Annotated in this window: 8 protein-coding genes and 1 tRNA gene; 4 read left to right on the plus strand and 5 right to left on the minus strand. The window is 71.9% G+C overall.

Annotation, left to right across the window (positions count from 1 at the left end):
* The first annotated feature begins 162 nt into the window (after nucleotides 1–162).
* On the plus strand, nucleotides 163–1,194 hold the full coding sequence (locus PV410_RS39860) for a glycoside hydrolase family 6 protein (RefSeq protein ID WP_500331337.1): 1,032 nt from the start codon (nucleotides 163–165) through the stop codon (nucleotides 1,192–1,194).
* A gap of 21 nt (nucleotides 1,195–1,215) precedes the next feature.
* Here the strand turns inward: PV410_RS39860 and glxA are convergent, their stop codons facing one another.
* The 5 genes from glxA to PV410_RS39885 form a co-directional block, all read right to left on the minus strand.
* A complete protein-coding gene (glxA, locus tag PV410_RS39865) occupies nucleotides 1,216–3,144 on the minus strand; it encodes a radical copper oxidase GlxA (protein ID WP_500331339.1) in 1,929 nt (642 codons plus the stop codon).
* On the minus strand, nucleotides 3,141–4,943 hold the full coding sequence (locus PV410_RS39870) for a glycosyltransferase family 2 protein (protein ID WP_500331340.1): 1,803 nt from the start codon (nucleotides 4,941–4,943) through the stop codon (nucleotides 3,141–3,143). The genes glxA and PV410_RS39870 overlap by 4 nt, the downstream gene beginning before the upstream one ends.
* A 377-nt stretch (nucleotides 4,944–5,320) precedes the next feature.
* Complete coding sequence (locus tag PV410_RS39875; RefSeq protein ID WP_500331342.1) at nucleotides 5,321–7,435, minus strand: SpoIIE family protein phosphatase; 2,115 nt, start codon at nucleotides 7,433–7,435, stop codon at nucleotides 5,321–5,323.
* 135 nt (nucleotides 7,436–7,570) lie between these two features.
* Nucleotides 7,571–7,643, minus strand: a tRNA-Lys gene (locus PV410_RS39880).
* Nucleotides 7,606–7,929: a LuxR C-terminal-related transcriptional regulator gene (locus PV410_RS39885; protein WP_500331353.1), complete on the minus strand. Its 324-nt coding sequence runs from the start codon at nucleotides 7,927–7,929 to the stop codon at nucleotides 7,606–7,608. The genes PV410_RS39880 and PV410_RS39885 overlap by 38 nt, the downstream gene beginning before the upstream one ends.
* Between PV410_RS39885 and PV410_RS39890 the strand changes: the two genes are divergently transcribed.
* The 3 genes from PV410_RS39890 to PV410_RS39900 all read left to right on the plus strand — a co-directional run bounded on the left by PV410_RS39890 (nucleotide 7,841) and on the right by PV410_RS39900 (nucleotide 12,073).
* Nucleotides 7,841–8,140, plus strand: a complete 300-nt coding sequence (locus PV410_RS39890) for a hypothetical protein (RefSeq protein ID WP_500331344.1) — start codon at nucleotides 7,841–7,843, stop codon at nucleotides 8,138–8,140. The genes PV410_RS39885 and PV410_RS39890 overlap by 89 nt on opposite strands.
* A gap of 246 nt (nucleotides 8,141–8,386) precedes the next feature.
* Complete coding sequence (locus PV410_RS39895) at nucleotides 8,387–8,671, plus strand: hypothetical protein (RefSeq protein WP_500331346.1); 285 nt, start codon at nucleotides 8,387–8,389, stop codon at nucleotides 8,669–8,671.
* A 648-nt stretch (nucleotides 8,672–9,319) separates the two neighbouring features.
* Nucleotides 9,320–12,073 (plus strand): S8 family peptidase, encoded by a 2,754-nt coding sequence (locus tag PV410_RS39900; RefSeq protein ID WP_500331348.1) that lies wholly within the window; start codon nucleotides 9,320–9,322, stop codon nucleotides 12,071–12,073.
* Nucleotides 12,074–12,164 lie beyond the last annotated feature (91 nt).

The raw sequence follows: 12,164 nt of genomic DNA on the forward strand, positions 1-12,164 counted from the left end.
AGCCCTCGGCGGACACGGCTTCGCCGGGGGATTCTGCCATGGGGAGCAGACGCGGCATTCGACGGAAAAGACACCGACTGCCCTGATCTGAGGGCCCGTTGACCGTTCGGTATGTCAGGATTGGCGGCGACCGGTCTCGTCCCGCCATCCAAGGGGGAGTGGATGTTCGGCACCAACACCGGCCCGCTGCGCAGGGCGGCCTGCGCCGTGTCCGCCGCCGGACTGCTCTCCGTGGCGCTGGGCGGCTGCTTCGGCACCGGCAAGCCCGGGGGGAGCCAGGACAAGGGCGGCGGCAGCAGCCCCGGGAGCACCGCCGGTGCGCCGTTCTGGGTCAACCCGGATACGGCCGCGGCCCGTCAGGCGGCGCAGTGGCGCCGGGAAGGCCGGGAGGCCGACGCCGCGCTGCTGGAACGGATCGCAGGCCGGCCCGTCGCCGAGTGGATCGGCCAGGACCACGCACAGGACCGGGCCAGGGGCTACACCGAGGCCGCCGCCCGCGACGGCCGGACGCCCGTGCTCGTGCTCTACAACATCCCGCACCGCGACTGCGGTCAGTACTCCCAGGGCGGCGCCGCCGACGGCGCCGCCTACCGTGCCTGGATCGACGCGGTCGCCGCCGGCATCGGTGAGCGCGAGGCGCTGGTGGTGCTCGAACCGGACGCCCTCACCCACATCGTCGACGGCTGCACGCCCCGCGAGTTCCAGGAGGAGCGCTACGCCCTGCTGACCCACGCCGTGGACACCCTGGGCGCGCTGCCCCGCGTGCGGGTCTACCTCGACGCCGGCAACGCCGGCTGGGTCAGCGACCCCGCCCGCCTGGCCGGCCCGCTGCGGGCGGCCGGCGTCGCCGCGGCGGACGGCTTCGCCCTCAACACCTCGAACTTCTACAGCACCGCCGCGAACACCGCGTACGGCAGGAAGCTGTCCGCGCGGCTCGGCGGCAAGCACTTCGTCATCGACACCAGCCGCAACGGCCGCGGCCCCCTCGACGGCGCCCACGACGAGGCCTGGTGCAACCCGCCCGGCCGCGGTCTGGGCACCCCGCCCACCACCGACACCGGTGACGAACTCGTCGACGCCTACCTGTGGATCAAGCGTCCCGGCGACTCCGACGGCACCTGCAAGGGCGGCCCGCGGGCGGGTGACTGGTGGCCGGAGTACGCCCTGGGACTGGCCCGGCGCGCGGCCTCCTGACCGCCCGCCGGGCCCCTCCCGTCAGGTCACCCGCACCCAGCGCGCCTGCGACGGCGTGCCCTCGTCGTCGGTGACGACCAGCATGTACCAACCCGGCGGCACGATCGACGGGTCCTCGGGGACGGTCACGCTCACCGACCCCTCGCCGCGCTCCACGTCCAGCGCGATCGACCGCTGCTCCACGTCGGTGGCGTGGGTGACCGCGCTCGGCCGCATCAGCCGTGCCGCCTTGATGCGCTGCGCGTGCGCGGCCCGGAAGGTGGCCGTGCCGCCGCGCCGGAGGGCTTGCGGGCCCGCGCCGAGCGAGGGCCGGGAGTCCCGGTAGCGGTACGCCGGGGTGTAGACCTCGATCCGCTGCTCGAAGAAGCCCGGCTTGGTGTCGGCAGGGTCCCCGAAGAGCGGGTTGGACCCGAAGACCGCCACCCGGCCGTCGGGCAGCAGCAGCGCCTCGGAGTGGTAGTTGCGGCCCACCGACGGGTCGGCGGCCTCCCGGAAGGTGTCGTCCGCCGGGTCGTAGATCTGCGCCCGCAGGATGTCGCTGCCGCCGCGGCCCCGGTAGTCGCGGGAGCCGCCGGTGGTGAACACGGTGTCGTCCGGCAGGATCACCGTGTTCAGGTAACGGGTGGGCTCGGGCAGGTCGGGGCCCGTCGTGTACCGCGGGTCCGCGGCGTCCAGGTCCACCACGGCGGTGCGGGTGGTCGAGGAGTGCGACTCGCCGACCCCGCCGCCGCCCAGCACCATCACCTTCTGGTCCTGCGCGGGCGGCAGCAGCACCGAGCCGGCCGTCTCCAGGTCCTCGGCGTGCTCCAGCCCGGGGACCTCGGTGAAGCGGTTGGTGCGCAGGTCCCATACGCCCGGGACACGGCCCTCGTCGGCCGGCCCGTACCCCGCGTTGGCGCCCGAGTAGAAGATCTTCCCGCCCTTCATCAGGAAGAGCGCGGGGTAGGTCGGGAAGTAGCGCTCGCCGGTGTACGCCCACGTCCGGGTCTTCGGGTCGTAGACCTCGTTCTTGCCCGGGACGACCTGCCCGATGTCGTCCAGCCCCGAGACGGAGAGCACCCGGCCGTCGGCGAGGGTGACCAGCGTCGGGTACCAGCGGGCCTCGTTCATCGGGTCGACCGGGACGTAGGCCTCGGCCACCGGGTCGAACTCGTAGGTGTTCTTGATCCCCTGGAAGTCCTTCTTGTCCAGGCCGAGCTTGGTGGCCAGCCCGTAGAGGTTCTCCCGGTCCTCGCCCTCCAGGCCCCGGATCCCGTACTGCGCGGCGGTGTTGACGATGCCCTTCTCGCCCTTGACCAGCGACTGCACGAACACCCGTGCCTCGCTCGCGGTCACGGTGACCTTGCCGGTCCTGGCGTCGACGGTCTTCCTGGCGCGGGGCACGTTGACGGGGAACTCCGACCGGAAGGCCCGGCCGTTCTCGTCGTTGACGAAGACCGTGCCCTCGGGGAAGGTCCGCGGCTTGTCCGGGTCCTCGTTCTTGATGAGCATCGCGCCGCCCGCCCGGTCCACGGCCTCCTTGAGCTTCTCGTAGCGGGCGGTGCCGCCGGCCACCAGCAGCGTGCCGTCGGCCAGCTGGGTGTGCCCGGCGCAGAACATGTCCTTGGGGGTGTCGATCTCCTTGAAGGTGTTCTCCACCGGGTCCCAGAGCACGCTCTTGAAGGACTTGGCCTTGAAGTTCCGCTCGTCGTTGCCGGAACCGGCGATCAGCAGCACCTTCCCGGTGCGCAGCAGCGCCGCGTGGATGGCGTTGACGCGGAACTCCTCGGGCACCTCGACCAGGTCCCAGTGGCCGTACGCGGCCTTGTACCCGGGCTGGTTGATCTTGTAGTCGTGGTACTTCTCCGTCGAGTAGCCGTAGATCGCGGGCGCGTTCATCCCGGCGAGCACCCCCACGGCCGTGCTCCCGACGGCGATCTTCCGCAGTCTGCGGCTGGGTCGGTAGCTCATCGGGTGGCGCTCCTGGAACGGACGAGGGACAGGGACCAGACGGCGATCGGTGCCAGGGCCAGGACGAGGGCCAGCGTCGCCCACGTGCGCATCGCCACGTGGGTGTGGCCGTTGAAGAAGCTGGCGGCGAGCGAGCCGCCGAAGACGAGCAGCCAGAACAGGTGGACGCGGAAGGTGGACAGCAGCCGGTCGGGGCTCGCGGAGTCCCCCTTGGGGGTGACCACGAACCTGCTCTTGCGCCGCAGCACCGCGTCCATCAGCGAGCGGGCGTAGATCGGCGCGGACAGCGCCGACATCACCATGCCCGCCGCGCCCGAGGAGCCCTCCGGCTCGTGGGGGCTGACGTTGTGCCGCCGGTTCCACACGTACAGGCCGATCTGCAGCGCGGCGGCGTCGCTGTAGAGCATCATCCAGACCTCGGAGTCGATCTGGATGCCCGAGGCGCCGAGCCCGAGGAACAGCGCGCAGCTGAGGCCGCCCAGGAGCCAGTTGACCGCCGTCATCGGGTAGTAGACGACCATCAGCGTGTAGTTGAGCAGGCGGCCGGGGGAGAGGGCGAACGGCACCTTCCAGAACTGCTTGATGAGCGTCTCGTAGGTGCCGCGGCTCCAGCGCAGCTGCTGGGTGAAGAAGTCGGTCCAGGATGACGGTCCCTCGCCGACGGCGAGGACGTCCGGGGTGTAGACCGAGCGCCACTTGCGGCCGGTGGCGGGGTTGCGGTGCCGGTGCAGTTCCAGCCCGGTGGCCATGTCCTCGGTGATGGAGTCGTACAGCCCGCCGATGCTTCTGATGGCGCTGATGCGCACCGCGTTGTTGGTCCCGACGAACATGGGGGAGCCGTAGGCGTTGCCGGCCCGCTGGATGAGCGCGTGGAAGAGGAACTGCTGGCTCTCGGCGGCCTTGGTCACCGCGCTGTCGTAGTTGCCGTAGACCTGCGGGCCGACGACGAAGGCGACGTCCGGGTCCCGGAAGTAACCGAGCATCCGCTCCAGGAAGTTGGGGAGCGGGACGTGGTCGGTGTCGACGGAGGCGAAGACGTCGTAGTCGTCGCCGTGGGCGTCGAGCCAGGCGTTGTAGTTGCCGTGCTTGGTGCGGGCGCGGAAGGCGCCGCTGGGCCGGTTCCACCGCTCCACGCCCTTGCGGGTGAAGTGGCGTACGTTCAGGCGCTCGCACAGGCTCTTGACGTCGGGGTCGTCGCCCTCGTCCAGGAGCCAGATGTGCAACGTGCCGCGGTGGCGCAGACGGACCGCGGCCTCCAGGGTCGCCCGCACCATCGCCAGGGGCTCCTTGCCCGGGACGAAGGTGGTCACGAAGGCGACCTTGCTGCCCTTCTCGGGTACGACGGGTACCGGATCGCGTGCGACGAGCGTCGCGTGGGCGTTGGACGTCACGTTGATCAGCCGGAAGAGCTCGATCAGGCCGATGGATATGAGCATCACGGCGTCGGCGGCGACCAGCCAGCCCGGCGCGTGCTCCCGGCGGGTCCAGTGGGCCGGCTGCATCAGCCAGGCGAGCAGCACCGCCGAGAGCACCGGGGCCGCGCCGAGCAGCAGCGCCGCGCGGATCCGGTGGGGTTCCTCCGCGAGCAGGCTGCGGTACTTCACCCGGTACGGGACGCCGGGTTCCGGCTCGGTGAGCGGGCCGGCGAGTCTGCTGTAGTGCTCGTAGTCGTACCGGGGCGCCACTGCGCCGGGTTCCGGCCGGTACGGGCCGGGACGGGACCGCCGGGGTATGACGGGCACGGGCGTGCCGGCCCGAGGGTCGGTCGTGTACTGCTGGGCGCCGGGTGTCGGCGGCATGTGGATGCTCCCCCCGAAGCATGTCGCGCCGCTGTCGCGGCGGTGTTGGCGCCCCGGGCGCTGCGGCCCCCCGCCTCCGGGGCATGCGTGGGCGTTCTGTGGCCTCCGGGTCGCGTGAGGCCGGCTATGACTCGTCAACGACCGGACGACCGTGAGGTAACGCCTGAATCCACCCCTCTCGCCCCCGGGGCCCTCCCCTGGGCCCGCACACGGAAAAGCCGCCGGAATCCGACCCGTTGGCTCACCGGTGAGGGCGCATGGGTCCGGTTGGCGCATGGATGTCCCGCGGACCCAGCGTCCCGGAATGCCCGTCTTGATGGCAAGGCGCGAAACGAGTTGTTAACAGGCCGTATGAGCGATTTGGTCCGGTTGTCGGCTCACAGCTCGGCGGAGGCCTCGTCCTCGGCCGCGGGCGTCCCCATCCGGGCCAGCAGCAGGGCGACGTCGTCGTCGGGGGACTGCAGCTGGGCGCCCAGCACGACGTCGCAGGTGTCCTCCAGCGAGCGGCGGCGGCTCTTGAGCTTGAGGACGCGCATCAGCGTGCGCAGCCCCACGTCGATCGACTGCCGCCGGTCCTCGACCAGCCCGTCGGTGAACAGCGCCAGCAAGGTGCCCTCGGCGAGCTTCCGCTCCACCGTGTGGAAGCGGATCCCCCCGACGCCCAGCGGCACCGCGTTGGGCAGGTCGATCAGCTCGGCGCGGCCGCCGGGCGGCACCAGCACCGGCGGCAGGTGCCCGGCGGTGGAGAACTGGCAGCGGCCCGTCGCGGGGTCGCAGACGGCGTAGACGCAGGTGGCGATGAAGTCGCCCTCGGCGCTGCCGGTGATGTTGTCGAGGTGCGCCAGCACCTCGTCCGGCGGCAGGTCGAGCCGGGCGAAGGCCCGGGTCGCCGTGCGCAGCTGGCCCATGATCGCCGCCGCGTGCAGGCCCTTGCCCATCACGTCCCCGACGATCAGCCCGACCTTGCCGTCCCGCAGCTGCAGGACGTCGTACCAGTCCCCGCCGACCTCCCGGACGGCGGGGATGTAGCGGGCGGAGATCTCCATCCCGTCCACGCGTGGCGGCTCGTGCGGCAGCAGGCTGCGCTGGAGGGTGAGCGCGGCGTTGCGCTCACCCGCGTAGAGCCGCGCGTTGTCGATGGATATCGCGGCGCGGGCGGCCAGCTCCACCGCCAGCGTGCGGTCCTCGTCGTCGAAGGGCTTCTGGTTGCGGGTGCGGAACATCCCGACCGCCCCCAGCACCTCGCCGCGGGCGATGAGCGGCGCGGCGAGGTACGAGTGCGCACCCGCCCGTTTCAGCTGGGCGGCGGCCCGGTCGTCGCGGGCTATGCGGCGCAGCATGCGGCTGCTCACCCGGTGCACGACCACCGGCTGGCCCTCCCGCACGGCCTTGGTGATCAGCCGGTCGTCCGCGTACCGGGCCAGCTCCCCGACCGGGTCGACGGCGCCGATCGCCTCGCTGGACTCGGCGGCCGCGACCGCCAGCGCCCGGAACTCGGCCGACTGCTGGGCGCGCACCTTGGGCACCGGGCCGCCGCGCAGCACCTCGTCCAGCACGTCGACGGTGGCGATGTCGGCGAGCGTGGGCACCACCACCGAGGCCAGTTCCCTGGCGGTCTGCTGCAGGTCCAGCGTGGTGCCGATCCGGGTCCCCGCCTCGGCGATCACCGCGAGCCGGCCACGGGCCTCGGCGATCTCCTCGGCCGCCTGGTGGCGCTCGGTGAAGTCCGCGATCGACGCGGCCAGGCCCAGCACCCGCCCGGTGGGGTCCTGGATCCGGTAGTACGAGATCGACCAGGCGTGGTCGTGCTCCTGGTCGGCGTACGTCCTGACCACGGTGTCCAGGTCCAGCAGCGGCTCCCCGGTCTCCAGCACCTGCCGCATCCGGGCCTCGATCGTCCGGAACTCCGCCCCCGGCGAGATCTCGCGCACCCGGCGCCCCAGCATGGCCGCCGCGGGCAGGCCGTGCAGCTCCTCCATGGCCCGGTTGACGCGCACGATCCGCAGGTCCGTGTCGAAGACGGCCAGCCCGATCGGGGACTGGTCGACGAGGCTGCTGGACAGCGCCATGTCCGTCTCCACGCGCCGCACGGTGGAGAGGTCCGCGCCCAGGCCCAGCGCGTAGACGCCGCCGTCCACGTCGTGCATCCGCATGTTGCGGAACTCCACGTCACGGGTCGTGCCGTCGGCGTGCACGATCGGGAACACGCCCTGCCAGATGGCACCAGCCCTGACCTGCTTGAACAGCTCGGTGACCAGCTCCAGCTTGTCGGGCGCCACCAGCAGCAGGCCGGCGTTCTGGCCCAGGGCCTCTTCCGCCGAGTAGCCGAACAGGCGTTCGGCCTCCGGGCTCCACAGCACGATGTGGCCGGTGCGGTCCAGCACCATCGCCGCCACCTGCAGCAGGTCGAGCAGGCCTCCGGGCGAGGCGGCCCCTGGACTCGGCCGGGCCTCCCTGCCCGTGCCGGGCGGCGGCGGATCGTGCTCGCGCATGGCCTCCTCGTGAGCCCCCGTAGAGCTCTCACATCATCGTTAGGGGATATTTTCGCACTGAGTCACCCTGGGCGCCGTCCTTCCCCCACAAAGGGGCGAGGGCGCCCTTCCCGAAGGAAGGACGCCCTCACATTGTGCGCCGCCAGGGACTCGAACCCCGAACCCGCTGATTAAGAGTCAGCTGCTCTGCCAGTTGAGCTAGCGGCGCTCACCGACAGAGAGGATCCTACCTGACCAGTGGCGGTGCTCCCGACCACCTCGTCCAGGAGCGCGGGGTCGTCGTCCAGCCAGCCGAGGCGGACCATCTTCACCCCGGCCTGGAACCGGCTGTCGGCCCCTATCTGCTGCATCAGCTCGGCCACTATCCGCCGCACCGTCCGGTCGGACAGGCCCAGCTTGCGGCCGATGGCCTCGTCCGTCAGCCCCGAGGCGAGCAGCCGGACGACCTCGCGGTGCCGTGCGGCGGGCGCGGCGCCGACGTCGTCGGTGAACAGGTCCGAGGCGGCCGCCCAGCAGTGCTCGAACATCTGGCGCAGCACGGCCACCATGGCGGGGCTGCGCAGGACCATGGCAGAGCCCTCGACCCCCTCGCCGGCCCGGTCGTCCAGGCCCAGGGCCGGTACGACGGCGAGCGTGTGGTCCACGATGATCAGCTTCATGGGCAGCGTCGCGGCCGTCCGCACCTCGCCGCCGTCGTTGGCGTAGGTCCGCAGATGGGCGCGGACGTTCGGCACGGCCGCCGCCGTCGCGAGGTAGATCGACCGCTGCCTGACCCCGCGGTTGAAGAGTTCGCGGTTGCGGTCGTCGGCCTTGAACAGGGGGATCTCCCCCGGCACGGTCGGGTGCATCGAGAGGATCTCGGTGGTGGCGGTGCTGGCCCCCTCGTCGAGGATCGCCGCTATCTGTGCCGGCTGGGCGGCGACCTCGATCCGGGCCTCGGCCAGGTGCCGCATGTGCACTGGCTGGAACTCGCCGGCCACCTGGCTGAGCGCGGCGTGCGCGTCGGTGATCGTCCTGACCAGTTCCTCGGTGCGCCGCCGGCTGCCCTCGACCAGCTGGGCCATCGCCGTGGCGGGCGAGTGCACCGACCAGCCGCTGCGGGAGGAGGGGAACCTGGTCGTGAGGCCGAAGGACGCGAGGGTATGGAGGGCGTCGTCGAGTTCGGCACGGGACCAGCCGGTGAGCGAACACACGCTTTCCGGCGTCCAGTCGGCGTCCGCCAGCGCCAGGGCGTAGAGTTCCTGCGCCCGGGCGCGCAGAAGGTCGTCGTCGGTCACTGCACGCACCCCCAATGCTTCACGTCACCCCCGGCTTCGATCAGGTTAAGGGGCGGGGCTCGTGTATGGACCCTTCGGGGCCCATCCGGTCCCATGTGTCCGCATAGGGCCATGTCCGAATCCGGAACGTGAAAACTACAGACCAGCGGCTTGTGATCCGACAGAATTCAGTCAGCCGTACGGTTCCTCCAGACCGGAGTAGCGCCCTCGGCCCCGCAAAACCCCAGCTCACACCTCCTGGACAGGTCTGCCATGTCATCGATTCGCCGCAACGTCATTCGTGCCGTAGTGGGTGTCGTAGCCGCCGTCTCATTGGGGCTGATCGGAGCGGCCACGGCCTCCGCCCAGCCCATGCCGGGTGACCTCACCTGGGCGGTAGCCAACGACCTCACCTGGTAAATCAGGCGGGCAGTACCCCCAAAGACAACAACACCCCCCAAATAGCCACACCCCCTCCCCCCACGCTGATGGGCCCGGCATACCTCCCCCCTCTTGCCGGGCCCCTCAGCATGCCCGCGTGCAGGAGGAGGCGGGTATCCGCCACGGCGGATTCACGCCGCACGGAAGCGGTGCGCAAGCGGTTGCGGCACCGGTAGACCTCCTGTGCATGACATTCGCCCACCCCCCAAGTGCCCGAGACGCACGACCCGTTCGGGCTGCCCGTCATGCCCTGCTGACCGCGACCGCCACCGCGTGCGCGCTGGTCGGCGGCACCCTCGTGCTGCCCGCCCCGACCGCCGCGGCGGTCCCGGTCAAGGACCCGGCCGCGTCGGTGCCGCGCGCCGCCGCCCACGACATCACCCTCGTCACCGGTGACGTCGTGCACTTCACCGACCGGCCCGGTACCGCGCAGGACACCGTCACCGTGGACCGCCCCGAGGGCGCGACCGGGGGCGTGAAGATCCAGCAGAGCGGCGGCCGCCTCTCAGTGGTCCCCGACGAGGCCGAGGCCCTGCTGACCGCGGGCAGGCTCGACCGCCGGCTGTTCGACGTGACCACGCTGGTGGCGATGGGGTACGACGACACCCGCACCGGCGGGGTCCCGCTGATCGCCACCTATCGGGGCGGCGTGACGGCACCCGCGGGCAGCACGGTCGAGCGCCGTCTGCCCAGCATCGACGGTGCCGCGCTGCGGGCCGCCAAGGCCACCGCCCGCACCTTCTGGAAGGACGTCGCCGGCACCGCGCCCCGGGCCCGGTCGCTGGACGGGGGCGTCGAGAAGCTGTGGCTGGACGGCCGGGTGGAGGCCGACCTCGCGGAGTCCGTGCCGCAGATCAACGCCCCGCAGGCGTGGGCGGAGGGCTACGACGGCACCGGGCGGAAGGTCGCCGTGCTCGACACCGGCGTGGACGACACCCACCCGGACCTCAAGGGGCGGATAGCCGCCGAGCGGAGCTTCGTACCGGACCAGGCGGTCGCCGACGGCAACGGCCACGGCACGCACGTCGCGTCCACGGTCGCGGGCGACGGCTCGACCTACCGAGGCGTCGCGCCCGGCGCCGAACTGCTGGTGGGCAAGGTGCTCTCCGACGAGGGCTACGGCGAGGACTCCTGGATCATCGCGGGCATGGAGTGGGCGAAGGCCCAGGGCGCCGACGTGGTGAGCATGAGCCTCGGCTCCCAGGTGCCGGACGACGGGACCAGCCCCATGGCCCAGGCCGTCGACACGCTGTCCGCCGACGGTGGGCCACTCTTCGTCATCGCGGCGGGCAACTCCTACGGGGAGTTCACCATCGGGGCGCCCGGCTCGGCCGCGTCCGCCCTGACGGTCGCCTCCGTCACCAAGTCCGACGAGCGCTCGGACTTCTCCAGCATGGGCCCGCTGACCGGCAGTTACGGCCTCAAGCCGGACATCTCCGCGCCCGGTTCCGACATCACCGCCGCCAAGCCCGGCGGCGGGTACCAGACGATGTCCGGGACCTCGATGGCCACCCCGCACCTCGCCGGGGCGGCGGCCGTCCTCAAGCAGCGCCACCCCGACTGGTCCGGGCGGCAGCTGAAGGACGCGCTGATGAGCTCGTCCACGCCGCTCACCGGCTACACCCCCTACCAGCAGGGCACCGGCCGGGTGGACGTGCTGAAGGCCGTCGACGGCACGGTCCAGGCCACCGGTTCCGTCGCGACCGCCTTCTACGACTGGCCGCACGGCGCCGACGACCCGGTCGCCACCCGCACCGTCACCTACCGCAACACCGGCACGGAGGGCGTCACCCTCGACCTGGCGACCGACGCCGACGCGGCCGCCTACACGCTCTCGGCCCCGTCGGTCACGGTTCCCGCCGGGGGCACCGCCGACGTCACGCTGCGCCTCGACCCGTCCGCGGTGGAACCCGCCACGACCTTCTCCGGCCAGGTCCTGGCCACCGACCGGGCCACCGGCACCCTCGTGGCGCACACCGGTTTCGCCCTGGTCAAGGAGCAGGAACTCTACGACTACACGGTCGAGCTGAAGGACCGGGACGGCAAGCCCGCCTCCGGCACGGTGTACCTGGGCGTGGAGAACGACTTCTACCAGTACCAGTACGCCGTCGACGGCCGGCGCACCCTGCGCCTGCCCCCGGGCACGTACACCGCGTACACCTACATGGACGTCCCGGGCGACCAGCCGGACTCGCTGGGCCTGGCCTTCCTGTCCGCGCCGCGTACGGTGCTGGACGAGCCGGCCACCGTCTCGCTCGACGCGAGCAGGGCGCGGACGATCAGTGCGTCCGTGCCCAAGGACACGGCGGACACGCAGCGGCAGATGGACTTCGCGGTGGTCTCCGCCGCCGGCGGGGTCGTCCGCAGCGGCTACCAGGTGCCCCTGAAGTACGACACGCTGTGGGCCCAGCCGACCGGCAAGGTCACCGGCGCCTCCATGAGCTTCTCCACCCGCTGGCGGCTGGCCGAGAAGCAGGTCGCCGTCGACTCCGTGGACGACCTCGTCGTCCAGGCCGGCAGCACCCTGCGGGAGGGCAGGCGCGAGCTCGCCACGGTGTACGCGGGCCATGGAGCGGCCGCCGACTACGCCGGACTGGACGCGAAGGGCAAGGCCGTCGTGGTGGACCGCTCCGACACGGTCGCCCCGGCCGACCGCGCGGCCGCGGCGGTGGCCGCCGGTGCCGCCCTGCTGATCGTCGTCAACGACGGCGACGGCAGGCTCAGCGAGTACTACGGCGAGGCCGCCGGGCTGCCCGTCGTCTCCGCCATGCGCGGCGACCGCGAGCGCGTCCTGCGCAAGAGGGTCACCGTCACCCAGCGCGCCCACGGCCGCTTCCTGTACGACCTGGTCTCCCAGCACGACGGCGCCATCCCGGACCGCTCCCTGGCCTACGCCCCGGACCCGGACCGCGACCTCGCCCGGGTCGAAGCCACTTACTGATCGTTTCAGAATGAAGGTCGGAGTCGTCGGAGGCAGATGATGCTGCAGGCGAGTTCCAGGAGGCCCTGGTGGAGGTCGGCGCGGCGTTCGT

It is taken from the genome of Streptomyces sp. PA03-5A (genome assembly GCF_033792725.1).
Lineage (GTDB): Bacteria > Actinomycetota > Actinomycetes > Streptomycetales > Streptomycetaceae > Actinacidiphila.